Origin of the sequence: Paraburkholderia flagellata (assembly GCF_021390645.1) — a bacterium.
Taxonomy (GTDB): domain Bacteria; phylum Pseudomonadota; class Gammaproteobacteria; order Burkholderiales; family Burkholderiaceae; genus Paraburkholderia; species Paraburkholderia flagellata.
Map to the genome: position 1 here is coordinate 163,703 of NZ_JAJEJT010000003.1, position 21,891 is coordinate 185,593.

20 protein-coding genes are annotated in these 21,891 nt (G+C 63.9%); 12 read left to right on the plus strand and 8 right to left on the minus strand.

The annotated features are described in order from the left end of the window. Positions 1 to 157 precede the first annotated feature (157 nt). From L0U83_RS24415 to L0U83_RS24425, 3 genes are read left to right on the plus strand one after another with little or no spacing between them, the layout of a single operon-like run. On the plus strand, positions 158 to 652 hold the full coding sequence (locus tag L0U83_RS24415) for a PAAR domain-containing protein (protein WP_233886759.1): 495 nt from the start codon (positions 158 to 160) through the stop codon (positions 650 to 652). A gap of 5 nt (positions 653 to 657) precedes the next feature. After that, positions 658 to 1,314: a M35 family metalloendopeptidase gene (locus tag L0U83_RS24420; protein WP_233886760.1), complete on the plus strand. Its 657-nt coding sequence runs from the start codon at positions 658 to 660 to the stop codon at positions 1,312 to 1,314. Positions 1,315 to 1,324: 10 nt separating this feature from the next. Then, a complete protein-coding gene (locus L0U83_RS24425) occupies positions 1,325 to 1,810 on the plus strand; it encodes an OmpA family protein (RefSeq protein ID WP_233886761.1) in 486 nt (161 codons plus the stop codon). 268 nt (positions 1,811 to 2,078) lie between these two features. Here the strand turns inward: L0U83_RS24425 and L0U83_RS24430 are convergent, their stop codons facing one another. Together L0U83_RS24430 and L0U83_RS24435 are read right to left on the minus strand one after the other, a co-directional pair. Further along, the gene (locus tag L0U83_RS24430; RefSeq protein WP_233886762.1) at positions 2,079 to 4,121 is read right to left on the minus strand and encodes a 2Fe-2S iron-sulfur cluster-binding protein; all 2,043 of its coding nucleotides are present in this window, start codon (positions 4,119 to 4,121) and stop codon (positions 2,079 to 2,081) included. A 33-nt stretch (positions 4,122 to 4,154) separates the two neighbouring features. After that, entirely contained in the window at positions 4,155 to 4,796 is a 642-nt protein-coding gene (locus L0U83_RS24435) for a glutathione S-transferase family protein (protein ID WP_233886763.1), read from the minus strand. 127 nt (positions 4,797 to 4,923) lie between these two features. Here L0U83_RS24435 and L0U83_RS24440 point away from each other — a divergent pair, with 127 nt between their 5' ends. Further along, on the plus strand, positions 4,924 to 5,868 hold the full coding sequence (locus L0U83_RS24440) for a LysR family transcriptional regulator (RefSeq protein WP_233886764.1): 945 nt from the start codon (positions 4,924 to 4,926) through the stop codon (positions 5,866 to 5,868). Positions 5,869 to 5,997: 129 nt separating this feature from the next. Here L0U83_RS24440 and L0U83_RS24445 read toward each other — a convergent pair whose 3' ends face one another. Both L0U83_RS24445 and L0U83_RS24450 read right to left on the minus strand, forming a co-directional pair. Beyond that, positions 5,998 to 7,053, minus strand: a complete 1,056-nt coding sequence (locus L0U83_RS24445) for an O-fucosyltransferase family protein (protein WP_233886765.1) — start codon at positions 7,051 to 7,053, stop codon at positions 5,998 to 6,000. A gap of 267 nt (positions 7,054 to 7,320) precedes the next feature. Beyond that, entirely contained in the window at positions 7,321 to 7,917 is a 597-nt protein-coding gene (locus L0U83_RS24450) for a DUF1571 domain-containing protein (protein ID WP_233886766.1), read from the minus strand. A 104-nt stretch (positions 7,918 to 8,021) separates the two neighbouring features. On the opposite strand from L0U83_RS24450, the gene L0U83_RS24455 reads away from it, so the two are divergent. The 5 genes from L0U83_RS24455 (at position 8,022) to L0U83_RS24475 (ending at position 13,565) form a co-directional block, all read left to right on the plus strand. Next, positions 8,022 to 8,525 (plus strand): SRPBCC family protein, encoded by a 504-nt coding sequence (locus L0U83_RS24455; protein WP_233886767.1) that lies wholly within the window; start codon positions 8,022 to 8,024, stop codon positions 8,523 to 8,525. A gap of 112 nt (positions 8,526 to 8,637) precedes the next feature. Then, on the plus strand, positions 8,638 to 9,114 hold the full coding sequence (locus L0U83_RS24460; RefSeq protein WP_233886768.1) for a ferritin-like domain-containing protein: 477 nt from the start codon (positions 8,638 to 8,640) through the stop codon (positions 9,112 to 9,114). Positions 9,115 to 9,133: 19 nt separating this feature from the next. Continuing rightward, positions 9,134 to 9,820 (plus strand): ABC transporter ATP-binding protein, encoded by a 687-nt coding sequence (locus tag L0U83_RS24465; RefSeq protein ID WP_233886769.1) that lies wholly within the window; start codon positions 9,134 to 9,136, stop codon positions 9,818 to 9,820. 78 nt (positions 9,821 to 9,898) lie between these two features. Next, positions 9,899 to 12,448, plus strand: a complete 2,550-nt coding sequence (locus tag L0U83_RS24470; protein ID WP_233886770.1) for an FtsX-like permease family protein — start codon at positions 9,899 to 9,901, stop codon at positions 12,446 to 12,448. Positions 12,449 to 12,452: 4 nt separating this feature from the next. Beyond that, entirely contained in the window at positions 12,453 to 13,565 is a 1,113-nt protein-coding gene (locus tag L0U83_RS24475) for a lipocalin-like domain-containing protein (RefSeq protein ID WP_233886771.1), read from the plus strand. 5 nt (positions 13,566 to 13,570) lie between these two features. Here the strand turns inward: L0U83_RS24475 and L0U83_RS24480 are convergent, their stop codons facing one another. The 4 genes from L0U83_RS24480 to L0U83_RS24495 all read right to left on the minus strand — a co-directional run bounded on the left by L0U83_RS24480 (position 13,571) and on the right by L0U83_RS24495 (position 17,745). Beyond that, the gene (locus tag L0U83_RS24480) at positions 13,571 to 14,416 is read right to left on the minus strand and encodes a GNAT family N-acetyltransferase (RefSeq protein ID WP_233886772.1); all 846 of its coding nucleotides are present in this window, start codon (positions 14,414 to 14,416) and stop codon (positions 13,571 to 13,573) included. A gap of 93 nt (positions 14,417 to 14,509) precedes the next feature. Then, positions 14,510 to 16,183 (minus strand): AMP-binding protein, encoded by a 1,674-nt coding sequence (locus L0U83_RS24485; RefSeq protein ID WP_233886773.1) that lies wholly within the window; start codon positions 16,181 to 16,183, stop codon positions 14,510 to 14,512. Positions 16,184 to 16,325: 142 nt separating this feature from the next. Further along, positions 16,326 to 16,871, minus strand: coding sequence for a hypothetical protein (locus L0U83_RS24490; protein ID WP_233886774.1), 546 nt, complete (start codon positions 16,869 to 16,871; stop codon positions 16,326 to 16,328). 70 nt (positions 16,872 to 16,941) lie between these two features. After that, positions 16,942 to 17,745, minus strand: coding sequence for a PAS domain-containing transcriptional regulator (locus L0U83_RS24495; RefSeq protein WP_233886775.1), 804 nt, complete (start codon positions 17,743 to 17,745; stop codon positions 16,942 to 16,944). A gap of 259 nt (positions 17,746 to 18,004) precedes the next feature. On the opposite strand from L0U83_RS24495, the gene L0U83_RS24500 reads away from it, so the two are divergent. From L0U83_RS24500 to L0U83_RS24510, 3 genes are read left to right on the plus strand one after another with little or no spacing between them, the layout of a single operon-like run. Continuing rightward, positions 18,005 to 18,883, plus strand: coding sequence for an FAD binding domain-containing protein (locus L0U83_RS24500; RefSeq protein ID WP_233886776.1), 879 nt, complete (start codon positions 18,005 to 18,007; stop codon positions 18,881 to 18,883). A 17-nt stretch (positions 18,884 to 18,900) separates the two neighbouring features. Next, positions 18,901 to 19,431: a (2Fe-2S)-binding protein gene (locus L0U83_RS24505; RefSeq protein ID WP_233886777.1), complete on the plus strand. Its 531-nt coding sequence runs from the start codon at positions 18,901 to 18,903 to the stop codon at positions 19,429 to 19,431. Positions 19,432 to 19,448: 17 nt separating this feature from the next. Then, positions 19,449 to 21,863, plus strand: coding sequence for an aerobic carbon-monoxide dehydrogenase large subunit (locus L0U83_RS24510; RefSeq protein WP_233886778.1), 2,415 nt, complete (start codon positions 19,449 to 19,451; stop codon positions 21,861 to 21,863). Positions 21,864 to 21,891 lie beyond the last annotated feature (28 nt).

The window sequence follows — 21,891 nt, forward strand, 5'->3', positions numbered from 1 at the left end:
TGCGGAATGCGACGAGCGTTGCTGAAGTTGGGTGAAAAAGCGGGCGGTGTCAAACTCGCAGGCATCGATAGCTTCGCACACCACGGCACGCCAATCCCGTTCATCGGCGCGAAGATACGGTGCCCTGCGTGCAACTTCCATCGAACAGGGGGCAAGTATGCTTGATCGACTTGTTGCAGACGGAGACCGCACCACTACGGGTGGCGAAGTGATTGGTCGCAGTAACCAGTACAACGAAGCTGGGAAGATGTACGCGCGAAAGGAGAATCACGCCACTTGTGGCAATTGCAAAGGTGGATGGCCGATCTGCGGAACCGCGGGCGACTGGATGGATGACGGGTATCCGATGGTGAAGGATCTCGATTGGGTCATGTGTCCATGTGGCAAGAATCGCGTCCTTGCGGCGGGTTCGTCCAACGCATTCTATTCAGAAAGTAAGGGCGAAGCCGCGACCGTGCCGCCACCAAAAGCCCTTGCTTACGACCAGCAATACAGGCTCATGGGTGGCGACGGACAGCCGGTCGCAAATGTCCGATATCGCATCGTTACCAATGACGGACAAGTGCTTTCTGGTGCGACGAACTCAGCAGGTCAAACGGAGCGAATTATCACGCAAGGGTCATCCGGGCTACAACTTCAACTGGAGACGTAATTAGCATGGCAGACACCACGGAGTGGCAAACAGTTCACGATACTGCGTGCACCAATACCAACCCTAACTCTTGTGTTGACGTTGTAATTAACACGACTCCGATTTGCTCAAACATGAGTAACAAGGAATTTCGCGAATCGATCGTCAAATCGCGAGAGGAGGCGGTCGGCCTAATACAAGCACGTATATCAGCCTTGACCCGATGGGATGCGAGCGAACGAGCACGCACGAAGAAGTGGTTAGGACGTTCGGACGATACGACTCGCAGCATACTGCAAGTCGGGCTGCCGCGCCTTCTTCAAGTCATGAAAGAGTTAAAACCGGAAAACGTCATTCGCTGGGATCAACAGAAGCAACGAAACATAACCTGTACGATATTTCCCGACAACGGCGCTACCGACGCGGCAGTCTGCAAACCCGATACGGCGAAGCGCATCATTGCGATATACCCGCATTTTTGCACTTCTCCGCGCTCCCAACTATGGCACGGGTGCCAGGTGCTAACGCTCATTCACGAATGCACCCACTTTACAGACGTGTTCAATTCTAATGATGAAATGTACGGCGTAACCGTTGGACTCCCGTTTTGGGCGCAGGACAATCCCGATAAGGCAATAAAGAATGCGGATAGCTTGGCGTGCTATGTTGGCTTTAATGACTAGGGGAAATTCTATGTTGCGAATGAAATTTATTTCAAGTTTGGCTTATATCCTTTTTGCATTGTTTACTATCGCGAATGCTCGCAGTGCAAGCGCATGTACGATTTCAGAGGATATGACGAGTAGCTTACCGCTCAACTCGACGGAGATTCAGAATTCAGATCGACTCAAAATTGCGGACATGATATTCGCCGCGAAGCAGTGGTCTGACGTTGAAATTCGAGGTATTGTCTACGCGGGGGGGTATGTTAAAGAACGAAACCCAAAGGTTATAGCATCCGAGAGAGCGGCAGCGCTTAAAAGCTATCTGGTTCAGCTTGGCGTGAAGGAATCCAACATTTGGGTTGATACGAGAATCATCAAAGCACCCGATGTCGATGATAAGGGGAATGTCACGCTCGATCAGATTTCAGTCAGTCTCGTTCCCATATGTGACGGCGGGTGCGAGCGCCTTTGCGACGATCCGAGAGTGACGCCAAATAGCAAAGCTATCAAGTAAGCGGGATACCTCGCATCGCACACCCCGCTTCGGTGGGGCTTTTCATTCGAGCGTCAACCGTACCTGCTGTCGGCGAGGGTAACCGTGAATAAATATAAAAATTAAAATCCAATATATCGCTCCGATCTCATTGTGGCTCGTCGAGCGCAGGCGATTTGCGAGCACGGGCTTGTTCATCGAGCCGGCAAGGATCGGGAACAGAAAAGAAGACGGACCACTCATATTTATGGCGCGGCTGCACGCATGAGTGGGCCGTCTTCTATGGCAGCTAAAGATCCAGCGTCACACCATCCGCCGCCGGATGCCCGACGCAAACCAGCGCGTAGCCCGGCTCGACGTCGAATTCCGGCGCTTCGTCGTATTCCACGCTACCCTCGAGCACGCGCGCGGCGCAGGTCCCGCACATGCCGGAGCGGCAGTTGGACGCCGCGTTCGCGCCGCAGCGCTCGGCGGTATCGAGCAGCGAGCCCTGCTGCGGCGCCCAGTTCACCGTTTTCCCTGTGCGGGCAAATGTCACCGGTCTGCCTGCTGACGCTTCACTCGTTACGGCGGCCTGGTCAGACGACGCACGCTTCAAACTCGACGGACCGAACGCCTCGAACCGAATGCGCTCGTCGGCGATATTCAGCGCGCGCAGCCCGTCGTAGAGATCGCGCATGAACGCTTCAGGGCCACACAGATAGAAGTCGTAATCGTCGAACGGCAAGAAGCGGCGCAACGCATCGATGTTCACGCGGCCCGCGAGCCGGTCGCCAGCGGGCGAATCGTGCTGCGCGGCGCTATCGTACAGATGCACCGACACGTTCGGATGCGCGCGTTCGATCTCGCGCAGTACAGCGGCGAACGGTCTTTCATGTTCACCGCGCGTTCCATGAAACACGTGGATATGGCGCTGCGGTTCGAGTGCGAGCGCCGCGTCGAGCATGGCCAGCATCGGCGTGATGCCGATGCCTGCCGCCGCGAGCACGATCGCGCGCGGGCTGCGTGCGTCGAGCTTGAACGACCCGCGTGGCGCCAGCGTGTCGATCTGCGAGCCGATGCGTGCGCGTTCATGCAGCCAGCGCGACACCGCGCCGTCGCGCTTCACGCTGATCCGATAGCGCGCAGGATGCGCGGCATCGTGCGCCGCAGAAAGCGTATATGTGCGCATGAGTGGCTTGTCGGAATCAGGCGTGGCGACACGCAGCGGCAGGTACTGCCCGGCTTCGAACGGCGCGAGTGGCTGATCGTCCACGGGTTCGAAAGAGAATGAGCGGATCGTTGGAGATTCGTCGCGCATATCGGCCACGCGCAACGTGCGCCATGTGGAGGCGTCGGCTTTTTTCGGTGCAGCCGCGGGCGAGTTTTCACTTAAAACCTGCTCGAACTGCGGCGCATACTCGACCGCCGTCCAGCGCAGCGGCAGCGCGCCTCGCACGCGCCGCGCCTCGTGCAGATGAAACCGCACGAGCCGCTGCGCCATCGGGAATTGCGCGATCTCCGGGCCGTCCCAGATCACTTCGGCGCGCACGGCGAGATAGAGCAGATCACCGCGCGCAAAATCGACGAACAGCAGTCCCGCGCGCGGATCGCGCAGCAGGTTGCCGATTGTGTTGAAAAAATTGTTGCCGGTGAAGTCGGGCGCAGTCAGCGTGCGCTCGTTGTCTATCCGCACGAAGCCGGGCACGCCGCCGCGATGCGAGACATCCACGCCGCGTCCCGCTGCGACTGCGTCACCGAGATTGGCGCTTGCGATAAAAAATGCGTCGGCGCGGGCAATCAGGGCGCGGTCTTCCTCCGATAACGAATCAGCACGTTCGACCGAGGCGTTCGCCGGGACATTGCTGGCGAACGTCGGCTCACGTCCGTTGATGTACTTCGGGCAATTGCCGAAGCTTTGCTTGACCGCGAGCGTAACCACGTCGCCCTCGACCGCTTCGATCACGCCATTCACGCGGTTGCGCCGCCGCGTGTGCGGCTGGATGCCGAGCCCGCCAATACGGGCGCCCGGCACCCAGCTTCCTGCGAGCGGATCGCCCGGCAACGCGCCGCCGTCGATGCGCAGCGTGCGGCTGTCCGGCGTCGATACGAAGCCTGCCGTGTTCGCGCGCAGCGTCGCCCACGGCTGACCGCTTGCATCGACGCCGCCGAACACCATGAACGGCAGCATCGCGAAGAACGCGCGATGCTGGTCCGGCATGTAGTCGCGAATACCGCGCGAGCCGTTTGTGAGCGCGACGTCGGCGACGCCCGCACGTGATTGCGCCTCACGTTCGCCATCGTGAAATGGGCCGATCGCGTGGTAGGGATTCGGTTCGGGGAGAGCGTTCATGGCGGCCTCAAGGTGGCGACGCGCTCGTGCCGTTCAGGCGGCGAGCAGCCCGGCTTTCGTCGATGGCATCGGCACGAAGCCCGGCAACGCGGCGACGCGCTCGAGCCACGCGCGCAGATGCGGGTACGGATCGAGCGACACGCCGCCTTCCGGTGCATGCGCGATGTAGGTATGCGCGGCGATATCGGCGATCGTCACGTGATTGCCTGCGGCGAATGGCTTGTGCGCGAGTTCGGCATCGAGCAGCGGCAGCAGCGTCCTCGCGATTTCCTGCGCGCGCGCCAGATCGAGATCGCGCTTGAATACGTGCACGAGGCGTGCGGCACACGGCCCGAACGCAATCGGGCCGGCGGCGAGCGACAGCCAGCGTTGCACGGCTGCCGCGCCCAGCGCGTCGTCCGGCAACCACGGCGGATCGCCGTAACGCTTCGCCAGATAGACGAGAATCGCGTTCGAATCGAACAGCACCGTATCGCCATCGACGATGGTCGGCACCTGCCCGAACGGATTGAGCTTCAGATACGCGTTCTGGCGGTGTTCGCCTGCGGCGAGGTCCACCGGCACGATCTCGAACGGCAGGTCAAGCATGGACAGGAACAGCCGCACGCGGTGCCCGTGACCGGAAAGCAGCGTGGTGTACAGGCGGATCGGCGTGGCGGGACGGACAGCGGGCATCGGCATTCTCCATTACAAAAGTGCCGCGGGAAGAAGCGGCAAGGAGCGCTCAGAGTAAGCAATGGCTGCACGCGCGAGAAGACTGCTAAGCTTGTAATCATTTTCTACCTAAAGTGGACAATCGCCGATGACCGACGTGCGCGACGTGAATCTGAACCGGCTAGCGGTGTTCGTTGCCGTGGTCGAAGCGGGATCGCTGACAGCGGCGGCCGAGCGGCTCGGCATTGCCAAGACCATGGTCAGCGCGCATATGCAGCGGCTCGAACGCGAGATCGGCGCGAGCCTGATCGCGCGCACCACGCGGCGTCTGTCCGTAACCGACGCGGGGCGCGCGTTTTACGACGCCAGCTGCCGCATTCTGCAGATGACGGAAGAGGCGCTATCGGCGGCGTCAGGCGAGGCTTCGCCCGCGCGCGGTGCGCTGCGGGTGAGCGCGCCTGTCGATTACGGCGCACAGGTCGTCGCGCCCGCGCTCGTCGATCTGCGCGGCGCCTATCCGGAGCTGGAAATCGAACTGGTCTGTGCCGATCACTACGTCGATCTGATCGGCGAGGGCATCGATCTGGCCGTGCGGTTGGGCAATCTGCCGGACTCGAACTACCGCTCGGTGAAACTCGGCAGCTATGTGCGGTGGCTGGTCGCGAGCCCCGCGTTCGTCGCGCGGCACGGCATGCCGAAGTCGCTGAAGGCACTGGCGTCCTTGCCGCATATCGCAATGACGGTGCTGCGGCATCCGTCGACGCTCGAGTTGACGCGCGACGCCGGGCGGCTCGCTGCGGGCCGCGTCGCCCACGACAAAGCCGTGCGCCGCGTGCGCTGCGTGAACGCGTTGAGCGTGAACACGGCCACCTCTGCACGCGCCGCGGTCCTCGCGGGAGGCGGCTTTGCAGGGCTGACCGATTTCTCGACCCGGGCCGATGTGGCGTCTGGCGCCCTCGTGCGGTTGCTGCCCGAGTGGTCCGGCGTGCCTTCGAACGTGCAGGCCGTGTTTGCGCCGACGAGCTATCCGTCGGGCAAGGTGCGCGCGGTCATCGAAGCGCTGAAGGCGCGGGTCGCGACAGGCGCAGCGTGAGCGCGCGTTTCCGTCTTTGCGTCGGCGCGATTTCGTAGTTCGCGTGACTGGAGCAAGCGTTGTGCTGCCAGTGCTGTGACGCTCGACGAAGCCCGGCGGCCCGGCGCTCCTTGCTTCAATGACGCGCTTTCAGAGATCGAAGGATCGGGGCAGGGCCCCTGCGTTTGCTGTCGTCCCGGTTCCCCCGAAAGGCGAGTCGAAAGGCGCGATTTCGATTTCCGGATTGACGAGGTCGTTGTCACGCTCGTGCTGCTCGGTCCAGATCTGGCTATCGGGAAACCAGAATGCGCTTTCGCGCGGCGGCACGACGAGCCTCACCCGCAGCGACGGATTGAAGATCTTGGACCACGCCGAGAGATAGGAGGGCGTCTTGATCAAATGCCCGCAATTGGCGAGCAGCAGGCTCGCGACCAGCGCTTCGCGGCCGATGGCGAGTCCGGGATGTCCGCTGAAGTGCACGGGCTTCTCACCGCTCGCGAGCAGCGTGGCAGGCGCGACGTTGACGGGCACACCGAAGCCCCACTTCAGGAAGAAGTCGAGAAAAGCCTGCTCATCGCTCGAGACGAAGATGTTGGTGAGATGGCGATCGTCCGCAAGTGTTTTCTCGACCATTTGGCAAAACGCACGCCAGTCGACCGGATGGGCCTCGAACTTTTTATCCGTGCCGCGAAAATGAACGCCCAGCGTCGAAGCACCGATATCGAGCCGCTCGCTGATGCGCTCGACTTCCTCGCGGATCGATTCGCTTGGCCGGAAGTTCGACAGGAACAGCGTACTCGCGCGCGCAAGCCCGAGACCGGCTTCGTAGCGGCGAAAGCCAAGATCGCCGAGATCGCGCACGATCGACGTTCGCAAACCAGAGCGGGTAGCCTCTGGCACGGCCGACGGCGCGAGGTTTTCAAAGCATTCGGATAGCCAGTCGATTTTGCCTTGCGGGTCGCCATAACTCCCGCCACGCGCCGAAATGACGGGCCTCAGACGCTTCTCATCGCAGTGCAGAAGGATGCACAAGACGATCTGCATGACGGAAAAGAAGCCCGAACTTGCGCGGATCTCTATGACGAAGTGGCCACGGTTGAAGTGTTGTCTGGCATGCAGGGAAAGACGGGCTGGTGTATTGAGCGCGTTCTTCAAGTCTTCGCTGCGCCGCACCTGTCTCGCGAAATCAATAAGGTTTCTGAACATGCCATGTCCCTTCGATCCAGGTGACGGAGATGACTGTGCGAGCGGGGTGCTCGCGGTCGATTCCGTCGACGGATCCGCTTTTAACTGCGTTAGCAACGATTCGGGGGGAGACGTATGTTTGCCGACGATAGCTTGATCGTCGTACACGCTTGGGCTGGCTGGTTATTTGGCATCCTAAGCGGTTGAGGCATTCTAGGATGTCATGTTTACGCGTCGATTAAACTGAGGATTAAGTGATATCGCCAGTGCCATTCATTGCTTGCGCGTTCAGGCAAACGGCCTGAGCTGCGAATCGGGCACGTCGATGCGCAGGTTCTCCATCAGCACCGTTTCGATCGGCTCGCGCGACTCGCCTTCGCTCACGACCTTGATGGGCAGCCCATGGCTCAAGTCGAACCACAACTCATAACGGAACACGCTGGCCGCAAGTTGTCCAGGCCGGCACGTCACGATCACATGCGCCGTCTCGCGCGCGCCGATCGTCTCAGCACCGGCGACCTGCGTGTCGCCATGCTGTTGAAGCTCACGGACATTGACGAGCAGTGCGCCGACATCGGACTCGTCGACGCGATGGCCCTGCGGGCTCTGGATCATGTGATTGTCGGGGCTCAGCGTGAGCCTCGGAAACCTGTCGATACCGAATGGCCAAAGCTTGACCTTCCCCGATTCAGGGCTGAAGGTGAGTGTCGCGCCAGCATGCGGCCGAATGAAGTCCATCCGAACGAAACCCGGCTTGCGATAGCCATAAAGTACCTCGACCGTTTCCGCTCCCGCCGAGGTCGATTTCAGCGTGACCTGATAGTTTGCGAGCGCATCGAAGCGGGCCTGCGCGACGGCCACGAAATCGCGGTCTGGGAGCGTCATCGCCGCCTCCTATACTCGAACGTGCAAGATGGGTCATTCTGGAGCACGGCTTCGCGCCACGCAATGCACACCTGGCCGTAACGCAAACAAGGAGGAAGCGAACGATGGCGGAGTTCCGTCTGACTACCTCGTGGTGCATCGAGGCGCCGCTGCAGCCGGTGTGGGACGCGATCCACGATTCGATGAACTGGCCGAGGTGGTGGAAGAATGTCGAAGCGGTGCGCGAGTTGCAGGCGGGCGAGACAGACGGTCTAGGCGCCGTGCATCGTTACACGTGGAAGGGTGTGCTGCCTTATCGCGTGATCATCGACGTTCGCGTGACGCGCGTCACACCGCTCGTGGCGCTGGAAGGCGAGGCCAGCGGCACGCTGGAAGGCGTGGGGCGCTGGCATTTCGCAGCCGACGGCAGCCGCACGACGGTGCGATACGACTGGCACGTCAGGACGGCCAGTGCGTGGATGAGCGCGGTTGCGTTCGCGCCGCTCGCGCGGCTGGTATTCCGCTGGAATCACGATTCGATCATGCGCGAAGGGGGCCTCGCGCTCGCGCGTCTGCTCGAGGCACGTCTTGTCGATTGCAGCGCCGAACGCAGCACCGAGCCGCGATAAGTGCAACAATCGAACCCGTTGGCGCGTTTGCACACGTTTTCCGCACGATTTCTGCGAGAAGGAGGAGTGATGAACCATTCCCACCGCTTACTTGCCTTGCATGGGAGGCAACATGACTGAGATCGAAAAGGAGCCGGTCGTCGCAGTGCTGAACAGGATTCTCGAATCCGAGCTGGCGGGCGTGGTGCGGTACACGCACTATTCGTTCCTGGTGTTCGGCTTCGGGCGCATTCCGATCGTCTCCTGGCTGCGGCAGCAGGCGGACGAATCGCTCTTGCATGCGCAGCAGGCCGGCGAATGGATCACGACGCTCGGCGCGTATCCATCGCTCGAAATCGGTCCGTTGCTCGACTCTCACACGTTCGATATCGGGTCGATCCTGCGCGAATCGCTCGAAGCGGAACAGATCGCGCTCGGTCTTTACCGCGAACTGCTCTCGCTCGTGGCAGACCGCTCGGTTGCGCTCGAAGAATACGCGCGCCAGATGATCCAGGTCGAGGAGCTGCATGCGGGCGAGGTCGACAAGATGCTGCGCCGCCCGGGCTCGACCACGACCTCGCCGCAGCACGGCATGGGGCTCGCCGAATAGGCGCGCTATCTGGCTCGATATGCTGACGCTCGCCAATGTGTCGAAGCACTACGACGGCACCACGCCGCGCAACGTGCTGCGCGGCGTGAATCTCGAACTGGGCTCAGGCGAGTGTGTCGCGATCATGGGCGAATCGGGCGCGGGCAAATCGACGCTGCTCAATCTCGCGGCCGGACTCGACCGGCCGGATGCGGGGCACATCGTCTTCGACGGAAACGATCTCACCGCGCTCGACGACGACGCTGCCACCCTGCAGCGCCGCCAGAAAATGGGCTTCGTGTTCCAGGCGTTCCATGTGCTGCCGAACCTCTCGGCGGCGCAAAACGTTGCGCTACCGCTGCTCCTGAACGGCTTGCGCGCGAAAGACGCGCCGGCGCGCGTGTCGTTGGTACTGCAGGCGGTCGGGCTCGGCGGGCGCGAGCACGCGTTGCCGCGCGAACTGTCGGGTGGCGAATTGCAGCGCGTGGCGATCGCGCGTGCGCTCGTGCATCAGCCGCGTCTCGTGCTGGCCGACGAGCCCACCGGCAATCTCGATCACGACACGGCGATGCGCATCCTCGCGCTGCTGCGCGATCTGGCGCAAAAGAACGGCGCGGGCGTGCTGCTCGCGACGCACTCGGCCGCCGTCGCGGCTGCCGCCGACCGCGTGCTGCGGCTCACGCCCGACGGGCTCGAGCCGTACGCACCGGGCGCAGGCGGCGCGTAGGCGATGCGCTGGCCCGGCGCCGTGCATGAGTCGCGCGACTCCGATGCAGCGCGCGCGTCGCGTTGCCCGGGTAATCGCATGCCCGCTGGCGGAGTCGGCGCGGCGCTCATCGGCGGCGAAATGCGCGCGCATCCGCTGCGCACGCTGATCGGCATTCTCGCAATCGCGGCGGGCGTCGCGATGGGCTACGCCGTGCAGTTGATCAATCGCGCGGCACTCAGCGAATTGTCGGCCACCGTCAACTCACTGATGGGCAACGCCGATATCGAACTGCGCGGGCCGCGCGCGGGCTTCGATGAGGGGCTGTATCCGCGTATTGCCCGTTTGCCCGAGGTCGAGGCGGCGAGCCCGGTGGTCGAGGTCGACGCACGCGTGGCGGGACGCGACGAGTCGTTGAAGCTGCTGGGCGTCGATGTGTTTCGCGCAGGGTACGTCACGCCGAATCTCGTCGGACGCGTGAATCGCACGAGGCACGCTGATGGCACAAAGGCTGGCACCCTCGATCTGCTCGACCCCGACACTGTGTTTCTCTCACCGGCCGCGCTGACCTGGCTTGCGCTCAAGCCCGGCGACACGCTCACGGTACAAGTCGGGCTCGCTCAAGTCGCGCTGCGCGTCGCGGGCGTGTTGCCGGCATCTGGCGATGCGGTGCGCGTCGGCGTGATGGACATCGGCGCCGCGCAATGGCGCTTGCAGCGGCTCGGCACGCTCGCGCGCATCGACATCAAGCTCAAGCCGGGCGTCGACGCCGAAGCGTTCGCGCAGTCAGTCGTGCCGCTCTTGCCTGCGGGCGTCGCCGCCGTCACGCCGCGCGACAACGCGCGCCGCACGTCGATGCTCTCGCGTGCCTATCGCGCGAATCTCAACGTGCTCGCGCTCGTCGCGCTGTTCACGGGGGCGTTCCTCGTCTTCACGATGCAGGCGCTCGCCGTGCTGCGCCGCCGCGCGCAGTTTGCGCTGCTGCGCGCGATCGGCGTGACGCAGCGGGGCGTGCTGTGGCTCGTCGTCTCGGAGGGCGCGATCCTCGGGGTGCTCGGCGCCGCCGCGGGTCTCGCCATTGGCTTCGCGCTGGCTGCCGCCGTGCTCCGTTATGCGGGCGGCGATCTGGGCGGCGGCTATTTCGAAGGCGTTCAGCCGCGCGTGCATTTCGATGCGCTGCCCGCGGCGATATTTTTTGCGCTGGGGGTGGCCGCGTCGGTGCTCGGCAGTCTCGCGCCGGCGCTCGAAGCGGCGAGGGCGCGGCCCGCGCGGGCGCTGAAGGCGGGCGACGAGGAAGCGCCGGCTGCACGGTTGCGTACGAAGCGCACCGTCACGGCGGCCCTGCTCGCGATCGGCGCCGGGCTCGTCGCGGCGTTTTTGCCGCCCGTGGCCGGCTTGCCGGTGTTCGGCTATCTCGCCATTGCACTGATGCTGCTGGGCGGTGTGCTCGCGATGCCGGCCGTCGCACGCGCGGTATTCGCCGTGCTGCCACGCTCGAATCACGTCTTGCCGCAACTCGTGCTGGCGCAGCTTGCCAATGCGCCCGGCCGCGCGACGATCGGCCTCGCGGGCATCGTCACGAGCTTCAGCCTGATGACGGCAATGGCGATCATGGTGTCGAGCTTTCGCGTCGCGGTCGACGACTGGCTGCAATTGCTGCTGCCCGCGCCGCTCTATCTGCGCGCAGCGCCCGGCGGCGACAGCGCATTCCTGTCGCCAGGCGATCAGGTGGCCATCGCGGCCATGCCCGGCGTTGCGCGCGCGGAGTTTCTTCGCGCGACGCAAATCTCGCTCGACGCACGCCTGCCGCCCGTCAGCCTGCTCGCGCGGCCCATCGATGCGCGCAATCCGGCCGCGCGTCTGCCGCTGACGACGGCGCCGCTTGTGCCGCAGCCCAGCGACCCGCCGCCGGTGTGGATCAGCGAGGCGGCCGCAGATCTGTATGGAATGCGCCCGGGCCAGCGCATCACGTTGCCGCTGGCGGGACAGCGCCTGCCGTTTACAGTGGCCGGCATTTGGCGCGACTACGCACGCCAGTTCGGCGCCATCGTGATCGACACGAGCGACTATCGCCGCCTGACTGGCGACACACGCGTAACCGATGCCGCTTTGTGGCTCGCCTCGGGCGTGGCGCCGGCGCAGGCGATCGCGCGCTTGCGCGAGAGCGTGCGCGGCGGGCAGCGTCTGGAGTTCGCGCAGCCTGGCGAGATCCGCGCGGCGAGCCTGCGGATCTTCGATCGCAGTTTCGCCGTGACGTATCTGCTGGAAGCGGTGGCGGTGATCATCGGACTGTTCGGCGTCGGCGCGAGCTTCGGCTCGCAGGCGCTTGCCCGCACGCGCGAGTTCGGCATGCTGCGGCACATCGGCGTGACGCGTCGCCAGATCGCCGTCATGCTCGCGATGGAAGGCGCGCTCGTGGCGCTGCTCGGCGTGCTCGCCGGGCTGACGCTGGGCTTCGGCCTCGCGATGGTGCTTGTGCATGTCGTCAACCCGCAGTCGTTTCACTGGACGATGAGCGTGCACATGCCGTGGGGATTGCTGGCCGCGCTGGCGGCGGCGGTCGTCGTTGCCGCCGCGCTCACGGCGCTCCTGAGTTCGCGCGCGGCGATGTCGGTGGATGCGGTGCGCGCCGTACGCGACGACTGGTGACGCGATGAGACGGCGCACGTTCCTCGTATGGCCGCTAGCCGCGCTGACGCAGAACGCTGCGTGGGCAGGCATGCCGCAATACCCAGCGGTCACGGGCGGACAGCCGCTCGTGTTCCCGCGCGACTATGGCGCGCATTCGAGCTATCGCAACGAATGGTGGTACGTGACGGGCTGGCTCCAAACGGATGCCGGTGAATCGCTGGGCTTCGAAGCGACATTCTTCCGCTCGCGCCCCGCGCTCGACGACGCGAACCCGAGCCGCTTCGCGCCGAATCAACTGCTGTTCGCCAACGTGGCGCTGAGCGATCCGCGCGCGGCCAGCCTGCAGCACGACCAGCGCGTCGCGCGCCGCGGTTTCGGCCTGGCCGAAGCGAGTGAGACGGACACGGCAGTCCACATCGACGACTGGTCGCTCGAGCGCAACGCTCAAGGCCGCTACCGCCTGAACGTGGCCACGCCCGGCTTCGCGTTTGCCTTCACGTTGGCGCCGACACAGCCGGTGCTCATCAACGGTGCAGGCGGGTATAACCGCAAAGGTCCGCTGCCGGACGAGGCCAGCTACTACTACAGCCAGCCGTGGCTGCAAGTCGACGGCGTGCTCGTGCGCGGCGGTCATTCGCGCGGCAATGCGGAGCACGTGCGCGGGCAGGCGTGGCTCGACCACGAGTGGTCGTCGGCGCCGCTTGCTGACGAGGCCGTTGGCTGGGATTGGATCGGCATCAATTTCGATGACGGCGGCGCGCTGATGGCCTTGCAGATCCGCGACAAGGCGGGCCGCAAATTCTGGGCGGGCGGCACGCTGCGCGCCGCCGATGGCAGCACGCATGCGCTATCGCCCGAAAGCATCAGCTTCACGCCGCTGCGCCGATGGCGCTCGCCCCATACCGGCGCGGAGTATCCGGTAGCGATGCGCGTCGATGCGCAGGACCTGCATCTGACGCTGGCACCGCTCATGGACGATCAGGAGTTCGACAGCCGCGCGACCACTGGCGCGGTGTATTGGGAGGGCGCGGTGACGGCCTTCGAGGCGGGAGCAAGCACGGGAGCGCCTGCTGCAAAACCGGTCGGACGCGGCTATCTCGAACTCACGGGCTACGTACGGCGGCTCGAGTTTTAGAAACCTCACCCCAGTTCGAACGACGTCACCCCAAATACGCGATCAATCGCAATCGCGGGCGCGTCTTTCGTGTACATCCGCGCGGTTTCGAAGACGCTCGTCATGCCGTGCCGCTGCGCCAGCGCGACGGCCGCAGGATTCGTCTCCGGCACGTCGAGCACGATGACTTCGCCTGACATGCGTGCCGCCAGCGCGCGAAAGAGGCCAGTGGCGACATCCGCATCATCGGCGAAGAGCGGGCCGATCTTGCAGCCCGCCTCGCAGCGGCGCACGACACCGTATCCGGCGACCCGGCCCGCGTCGATCGTTGCGAGCGCAACGGCATCCGGTTGCGCGATCCAGGCGCGCAGGAAGCGCTCGCGCTGCGCCGGAAAACAGGTGCGATCGTAGGCCATCAACTGATCGAACGGTACGTCGGCTGCCGCCGCCACATGCGCGCAACCGATGCCGCTCACACGTCCCTGATAGCGGATGTTTCGGTACGCGAGGCGGAACCCGGACTTCCTGTAGTTCGCCTGCTGGGCAACGACGCCATCGAGACCGATGTTGCGGTCTCCCAGGTAACGCATGCCATGCTGCCAGGTTCGCATGCCGAAGCCTCTATTGCGAAATCCGGGTTTCACGATATAGAGCCCGATGAAGCCAAAGCTGTCGTCATAGGCGACGGCGGAAATGCATGCGACCGGCTCGCCGCGCCAAGCGCCGACGAAGAAACCGTTTGGGTCCGCTTCCCTGAAGCAGCGCGGGTCATGCAGGCCGGGATTCCATCCCTCTGCAGCGGCCCATTCGACCGACATGGCCACCTCGTCGGCCGACATGGTGCGCACGATGAATTCGTCAGCTTGATCCATTGGACTGGAGCACGCGGTTCTTGTCGCGGAGGTCAAGGGGGCATGACTGCCCCGTTACCCGCGATTATGCCACCGCTGAATAGCTGCGCCGCGCTATGCGCTCAGCCTGTCTCGCAACTGTCGCCGCAGCACTTTTCCAACCGGCGTTTTCGGCAGATCGTTCACGAAGACCACTTGCTTCGGCACTTTGTAAGCGGTGAGGCTAGTCCGCGCAAACTCGATCACTTCCGACTCGGTGAGCCGCGGTTCCTTTTTCACCACAAAGGCGACAGGCGTCTCGCCGGATTGTGAATCCGCGATACCCACAACTGCGACCTCCAGAATGCCGGGATGGCGGAAGAGCACGCCCTCCACCTCGTTTGGGTAGACGTTGAAACCTGAGACCAGAATCATGTCCCGCTTGCGATCGACAATCCTGATGACACCGCGCTCGTCCATGATCCCGATATCGCCGGTCGAGAAGAATCCATCGGTGCCGATCGCATGGGCCGTTTCCTCAGGCCGGTTGAAGTAGCCTTGCATGACGACGGGCCCTGCGACGCAGATTTCGCCAGGCATGCCGGCGCGCACGGCCGCGCCGCTCTCGTCGCGGATTTCAATGCGCATGGACGGCAGCGGCACGCCGATCGTGCCTTCGAAGGCAGTCTGCGTGACGGGATTGGCCGTCACCGCGCCGGCGGCTTCCGAAAGCCCGTAGGCTTCCACCACCGGGCTGCCAGTGAGTTTCTGCCAGCGCTCGGCAACGGCTGGCTGGGTCGCGGTACCTCCCGCGAACGTGCTGCGCAACGACGAGAAGTCGAGCGCGCCGAAAGACTCGTTGTTCATCAGCGCCGTGAATAGCGTGTTGAGGCCGCCAAAGATGGTTGGGCGATGCGTTGCAAAGTCCTTCACGAGGGCGGGAATGTCACGTGGGTTCATCACCAGAATGCAGCGGGTTCCCAGATGAAACGAGACGAGGCATTGGCACACGAGTGCAGCGACGTGGTACAGGGGCAATGCGACGAGCGTGATTTCCCCGCTTTCCCGAAACACCGGCTTGACCCACGCGGCGAATATCAGCACGTCCGCGAGCACGTTGCCATGCGTGAGCACGGCCCCTTTCGGCTCGCCGGTCGTGCCGCCGGTGTATTGCAGATATGCCCTTGTCTCGCGGTTCAGCGCCGTGGGGGTGAAGTCCGCCGCCGGGCGGGCGGTCATGGCGGTCTTGAAGGAGATCGCACCGGCAATTGTCCAGTCGGGGACGAGCTTTCTCTTTTTCCGGACGACGTAGTCGACAAGGATGGATTTCGGGAAGTTTTGCATCTCCGCCACACGCGCGACGATCACGTGCTCAATGGCGACACGAACGAGCGCGTGCTGGAGCGTGGCCGCGCAAACCTCCATGACCACGATCGCGCGTGCACCGGAATCCTTGATCAAATTCGCCAGTTCCGGCGCGGTGTAGAGCGGGTTGACGTTGACCACGGTGAGCCCGGCCCGGAGCGCGGCAAACATCGCGATAGGGTGTTGCAGGGAGTTCGGCAACATTAGCGCGATGCGGTCCCCGGGTTTCAGCCCAAGGTCTTTCTGGAAGTAGGCGGCGAGGCGTGCCGAGTACTCATCCAACTGACGATAGGTGAGATCCACGCCGAACTGATGAAAGGCGACCCGGTTGCCAAAGCGTGCGACGGCCTGTTCCAGGAGGGCTGCCATCGAGGGGTAGTCATCGAGGTCGATGTCAGCGGCGACGCCAGCGGGGTATTCCGAAAGCCAGGGCAAGTTCGACATTTCGTCCTCCGCTGAGGGACTGCTGCGGCGTTCGCTGCTTCTAATTTTGGACTCCTAGCGTATTCCCGCTACGATTCACCGAGTGTGCTGTAGCGCACGTACACGCACGATCAGATGCGCGTTCCTGCACGAAGGGCGATGGCTATTCGACGGGAGCCGGCTGAATAGTTATTTCTGGTTGAAGTTCGCGGGGCATTTGCGACGCGGGCTCGACGTCTTCTCCCGGCGTCGGCTCGACGTTCTGAACGGCGGGTGGCGGGACGCTTTTGATCACAACGGGCGCCTCGGAGACTGGCGCGGGCGCCTTGGGCTGCGCGGTATGGGCGCTGGTCATGCCCGTGCCGACGTTCGAGCTCGTGTTGTTCGCACTCTTGAGGAGGCCGTGCGAATCGAACAGGAATACGGCCGCAGACGAGTGCGTGTCGGAACCGGCGACCAGCGCGCCGATGAACGGGATATAGCTTTCCGGATGCGGACGCGATGTCACGTAGGTGTAGACAAGCAGCGTCGAGCCGTCGTCCAGCGCGGTCTCGACCGACGCCGGACCGAGCGCGGTTATCACGTCTTGCAGTGTTGTCACGCCGTGCGTGAAGTTCGCCATCTGTTCTGGCCTCACCTCGACACCGGATGTCACGCAACCGGCAAGTAGTGCGCCGCACAGTAGCCCCGTGACCAGTTCGCGCTTCATATCGCCCCCTGATCTTCATTCTAGGACGAACGAGCCCGGTCGGCTGACGTGAGACGATCAGCGCCTGCCTTCAAACCACGCCAAGCCACTCCTTGAGTTGTGCGGCGCGTGAGCGGCTCACCGGCACGACGCTGCGCTCGCCGTCGTCCATCACGAGGTTCACGCTGTCGTCGGCTTTGACGAGTTCGACGGCGTACGGCAGGTTGACGATGTGGCTGCGATGCACGCGCACAAATGTGTTGCTGTCGAGTCGCAGTTCGAGGTCGGCGAGTGACAGGTTGGAGAGGTAGCGATCGTCCTTCGTGACGATCGTCGTGTAGTGGCCGTCGCCCTGAAAACGCACGATGTCCTTCAGGTCGATCAGGATCACGCGGTTCTTGCGGTACACCGGAATCTTGTAGAGCCGCCGGGGCGGCGTAGGCGCGCCGGCAAGCGACTCGGAGGACGGCTCGGTCGTGAGGTCGGTGAGGTCGTAAAAGATCATGCAGGTGCCGCACGTGCCGTTCATGTCCGACATGCGTGACACCTTGAGCATGAGAATGCGGTCGGGAATGTTGATCATCATCGCGACCGGCGGCGGCGACTTCACGGGGCAGCCGCCGGCGTCGCGCGACTGCAGCAGAAAGCGCAGCTTGTCGCGGCTTTTTGCCGGGTGCAGCTGCACGACGTCGATGCCGAACAGCTTGTCCTGGGCAACGCCCAGCGACTGCTCGCCGGCGGGTCCGAGAATCTGCAGCGCGACGTCGTTGAACGCGCTGACGCGCCCCTGCGCGTCGAGCCACACTACGCCCGGATTGAACTGCTCCAGTCGATGCTGAAAAGTCTCGGCGCGGCGTGCGTCGGTGGTCGGCATGGCGTGCTCGAACGGTTTCATCCAGGGTTCTCCCCGATGCGGCCCAGGCTTTGTGCGCGGCGTCTGCGGCGGCGGGACGCTGCCTCCGTTTTATGTCCTTTCCCCCTTTCGCGCAAGTTTTCCGGCGCCCGGCGCAGCCAGGACGCCATTCGCGAAAACGCATTGAATTGCTGCGTTGCATTGTGAAATCCTGAACTTCAGGACGATGCCAACCGCAGCTAGCTGCATGGGACCAGAGTAAGGAGCTAAAGCGCCAACTCTGGATCGACAGGAGACTACTGTGATTCCCCGCCCATTCGAATATCACGCGCCACAAACCTTGTCCGAGGCGTTCGCGCTGCTCGGCACGCACGGCGATGCCGCGAAGCTCCTTGCGGGCGGGCATAGCCTGCTGCCGATGATGAAGCTGCGCTTCGCGCAGCCCGATCATCTGATCGACCTCGGCCGGCTGGCCGAACTCAAGGGCATCCGCGAGGAAAACGGCACGCTCTGGATCGGCGCGATGACGACCGAGAACGAGCTGATCTGGTCCACGCTGCTGCAAACGCGCTGCCCGCTCATCGTCGAGGGCGCGCGACAGATTGCCGACCCGCAGGTTCGCTATCGCGGCACGCTCGGCGGCGATCTTTCGCACGGCGATCCTGGCAATGACCATCCCGCGTTGATGATCGCGCTCGATGCGTCGTTCGTGCTGCAAGGCGCGGCGGGCGAGCGCGTGGTGAGCGCGGACGGCTTCTTCATTGGCACCTACGCGACGCTGCTCGAGCCGGGCGAGATCATGACTGGCATCCGCATTCCCGTGCCGCCGCCCGGCACCGGCTATTGCTATGCGAAGCTCAAGCGCAAGACCGGCGACTTCGCGACCGCGGCGGCGGCCGTCACGTTGCGCCTTGGCGGCGGCAATGTCGAGCACGCGCGCATTGCTCTGACGAATGTCGGCGACACGGTGATTCGCGCGGTGGGCGCCGAGCAGGCGCTCATCGGCAAGCCGTTCGACGCACGCGCGCTGGACGAAGCGGCACGGCTCGCGATGGCGGCGTGCGATCCGGTGGCGGATCTGCGCGGCGACGCCGACTACAAGCGCGCGATGGCGGGCGAGATGACCCGCAGGGCGCTCAATACCGCATACGAACGGGCCACAAACCCGGCACGCCCCTGACCGACGGAGAGCGCGAAATGGCCAGCAAAACCATCGTGTCGTTCAGCCTCAACGGCAGCGAGGTCGACGTCGTCGTCGAACCGCGCGAACTGCTGATTCACACGCTGCGCGAAAAGTGCCAGCACACGGGGCCGCATATCGGTTGCGAGACGTCGCATTGCGGCGCCTGCACGGTCGATTTCAACGGCATGTCCGTGAAGTCATGCACGCTGCTGACGGTGCAGGCGCAGGGCGCGCAGGTCCGCACGGTCGAAGGGCTCGCCGAAGGCGGCACGTTGCATGCGCTCCAGGAAGGCTTCATGCAGGAGCACGGGCTGCAATGCGGCTTCTGCACGCCGGGCATGCTGATGCGCGCGTACCGCTTGCTTCAGGAGAATCCCGATCCCACGGAAGCGGAAATCCGCTACTGGATGGCGGGGAACCTGTGCCGCTGCACGGGCTATCAGAACATCGTGAAGGCCGTGCAGTACGCGGCGCGCAAGCTGCGCGGCGAAGCGGTCGAAACCTCGCATCCGCTCATCGAAGCGGGCGCGGTACAAGCGCACTGAGCGCCGGGAGACACCACATGGGCAATCTCGACGCCAATCTCGACCGTCTTGCCGCGCTCGAAGGCATGGGCTGCTCGCGCAAGCGCCGCGAGGACCCGCGCTTCATCCAGGGCAAGGGCAGTTACGTGGACGACATCAAGATGCCGGGCATGTTGTTCGGCGTGATGGTGCGCAGTCCCTACGCTCATGCGCGCGTGAAGCGCATCGACAAGTCGCGGGCGCTCGCGCATCCGGGTGTGCACGCCGTGCTCACGGCGGATGACCTCAAGCCACTTAAGCTCCACTGGATGCCGACGCTCGCGGGCGACGTGCAGGCGGTGCTCGCCGACGAAAAGGTCTGCTTCCAGAATCAGGAAGTCGCGTTCGTCGTGGCCGACGACCGCTACGTCGCCGCCGATGCGGCGGAACTCGTCGAGGTGGAATACGAGGAACTGCCCGCGCTAGTCGATCCCATGAAGGCGCTGGAGCCCGACGCGCCCGTGATTCGCGAGGACATCCGCGACAAGGACACCGGTGCGCACGGGGCGCGCAGGCATCCTAATCATATTTTCACGTGGACGATGGGCGACCGCGACAAGACGGACCGCATGTTCGAGAACGCGGAGGTCACGGTCAAGCAGGACATCGTGTATCCGCGCGTGCATCCGTGTCCGCTCGAAACCTGCGGCTGCGTCGCGTCGTTCGACAAGGTGCGCGGCGATCTCACGGTCTACATCACTTCGCAGGCGCCCCATGTGGTGCGCACCGTGGTCGGGCTGCTGTCGTCGATTCCGGAATCGAATATCCGCATCATTTCGCCCGACATCGGCGGCGGCTTCGGGAACAAGGTCGGCGTGTATCCGGGGTACGTGACGTCTATCGTGGCGTCGATCGTGCTCGGGCGTCCGGTCAAGTGGATCGAGTCGCGCAGCGAGAACCTCTCCAGCACCGCATTTGCGCGCGACTATCACATGACCGGAGAACTGGCTGCCGACAAGGACGGCCGCATCAAGGCGCTGCGCGTGAACGTCGTTGCCGACCACGGCGCGTTCGACGCTTGCGCCGATCCGACCAAGTGGCCCGCCGGCATGTTCCATGTCTGCACGGGCTCGTATGCGATTCCCAATGCGTTCGTCAGCGTCGATGGCGTGTACACGAACAAGTTTCCGGGCGGCGTCGCCTACCGCTGCTCGTTCCGCGTGACCGAGGCCGTCTACCTGATCGAGCGCATGGTGGATGTGCTTGCGCAAAAACTCGGCATCGACAAGGCCGAGATACGCTTGCGCAATTTCATCGCGAAGGAGCAGTTTCCGTACACCACGCCGCTTGGCCTCGACTATGATTCGGGCGACTACGAAACGGGGCTGAAAAAGGTGCTGGCCGCCGTCGACTACGACGCGCTGCGCAAGGAGCAGGCGCAACGCCGCGCCGACCCGGATGCGGAGTGGCTCATGGGCATCGGCCTCGTGAACTTCACGGAGATCGTCGGGGCCGGGCCGTCGAAAATGTGCGACATCCTCGGCGTGGGCATGTTCGATTCATGCGAGATCCGCGTGCATCCGGACGGCTCGGCCATCGCGCGCATGGGCACGATCACGCAGGGCCAGGGGCACCAGACCACCTACGCGCAGATCATTGCGTCCGAGGCGGGCATTCCGGCCTCGAAAATCACGGTGGAAGAGGGCGATACGGCCACTGCGCCATACGGGCTCGGCACCTATGGCTCGCGTTCGACGCCCGTTGCGGGCGCTGCGGTGGCGCGCGCCTCGCGCAAGATTCGCGAGAAGGCGCGCCGGATCGCGGCCCATCTGCTCGAAGCGAGCGCGGACGACGTCGAGTTCGATCTGGACCGCTTCGTGCTGAAGGGCTCGCCCGACCAGTTCAAGACCGTGAAGGAGGTGGCGTGGGCCGCCTATAACAATGTTCCCGAGGGGCTAGAGATGGGCCTCGAGGCCGTCGACTATTACGATCCGCCGAATTTCACGTTTCCGTTCGGCGCCTACGTGTGCGTGCTCGACATCAACCGCTATACCGGCGAGATCCGCGTGCGCCGCTTTTACGCGCTCGACGATTGCGGCACGCGGATCAATCCGATGATCATCGAGGGGCAGATTCATGGCGGCCTGACCGAAGGCTTCGCGGTGGCGCTTGGTCAGGAAATGCCGTATGACGAGGCGGGCAACTTGCTCGGCGCGACGCTGCTCGACTACTTCGTGCCGACGGCCGTGGAAACGCCGCATTGGGAAACGGACTTCACGGTGACGCCTTCCCCGCATCACCCGATCGGTGCGAAGGGCGTGGCCGAATCGCCGCACGTGGGCTCGATTCCGTGCTTCACGTCGGCCGTGGTCGATGCCTTCGCGCATCTCGGCGTGACCCACATGAACATGCCGCACAACGCGTACCGCGTGTGGCAGCAATGCCGCGAGCTTGGCTTGACGCGGCCCGCCTGAGTCGAAGCGCACGAGAATGAGGAGTCCG

Coding starts and splice junctions, on each gene's coding strand:
- L0U83_RS24415 (WP_233886759.1), top strand. CDS start 158: ATGCTTGATCGACTTGTTGCAGACGGAGACCGCACCACTACGGGTGGC.
- L0U83_RS24420 (WP_233886760.1), top strand. CDS start 658: ATGGCAGACACCACGGAGTGGCAAACAGTTCACGATACTGCGTGCACC.
- L0U83_RS24425 (WP_233886761.1), top strand. CDS start 1,325: ATGTTGCGAATGAAATTTATTTCAAGTTTGGCTTATATCCTTTTTGCA.
- L0U83_RS24430 (WP_233886762.1), bottom strand. CDS start 4,121: ATGAACGCTCTCCCCGAACCGAATCCCTACCACGCGATCGGCCCATTT.
- L0U83_RS24435 (WP_233886763.1), bottom strand. CDS start 4,796: ATGCCCGCTGTCCGTCCCGCCACGCCGATCCGCCTGTACACCACGCTG.
- L0U83_RS24440 (WP_233886764.1), top strand. CDS start 4,924: ATGACCGACGTGCGCGACGTGAATCTGAACCGGCTAGCGGTGTTCGTT.
- L0U83_RS24445 (WP_233886765.1), bottom strand. CDS start 7,053: ATGTTCAGAAACCTTATTGATTTCGCGAGACAGGTGCGGCGCAGCGAA.
- L0U83_RS24450 (WP_233886766.1), bottom strand. CDS start 7,917: ATGACGCTCCCAGACCGCGATTTCGTGGCCGTCGCGCAGGCCCGCTTC.
- L0U83_RS24455 (WP_233886767.1), top strand. CDS start 8,022: ATGGCGGAGTTCCGTCTGACTACCTCGTGGTGCATCGAGGCGCCGCTG.
- L0U83_RS24460 (WP_233886768.1), top strand. CDS start 8,638: ATGACTGAGATCGAAAAGGAGCCGGTCGTCGCAGTGCTGAACAGGATT.
- L0U83_RS24465 (WP_233886769.1), top strand. CDS start 9,134: ATGCTGACGCTCGCCAATGTGTCGAAGCACTACGACGGCACCACGCCG.
- L0U83_RS24470 (WP_233886770.1), top strand. CDS start 9,899: ATGCCCGCTGGCGGAGTCGGCGCGGCGCTCATCGGCGGCGAAATGCGC.
- L0U83_RS24475 (WP_233886771.1), top strand. CDS start 12,453: ATGAGACGGCGCACGTTCCTCGTATGGCCGCTAGCCGCGCTGACGCAG.
- L0U83_RS24480 (WP_233886772.1), bottom strand. CDS start 14,416: ATGGATCAAGCTGACGAATTCATCGTGCGCACCATGTCGGCCGACGAG.
- L0U83_RS24485 (WP_233886773.1), bottom strand. CDS start 16,183: ATGTCGAACTTGCCCTGGCTTTCGGAATACCCCGCTGGCGTCGCCGCT.
- L0U83_RS24490 (WP_233886774.1), bottom strand. CDS start 16,871: ATGAAGCGCGAACTGGTCACGGGGCTACTGTGCGGCGCACTACTTGCC.
- L0U83_RS24495 (WP_233886775.1), bottom strand. CDS start 17,745: ATGAAACCGTTCGAGCACGCCATGCCGACCACCGACGCACGCCGCGCC.
- L0U83_RS24505 (WP_233886777.1), top strand. CDS start 18,901: ATGGCCAGCAAAACCATCGTGTCGTTCAGCCTCAACGGCAGCGAGGTC.
- L0U83_RS24510 (WP_233886778.1), top strand. CDS start 19,449: ATGGGCAATCTCGACGCCAATCTCGACCGTCTTGCCGCGCTCGAAGGC.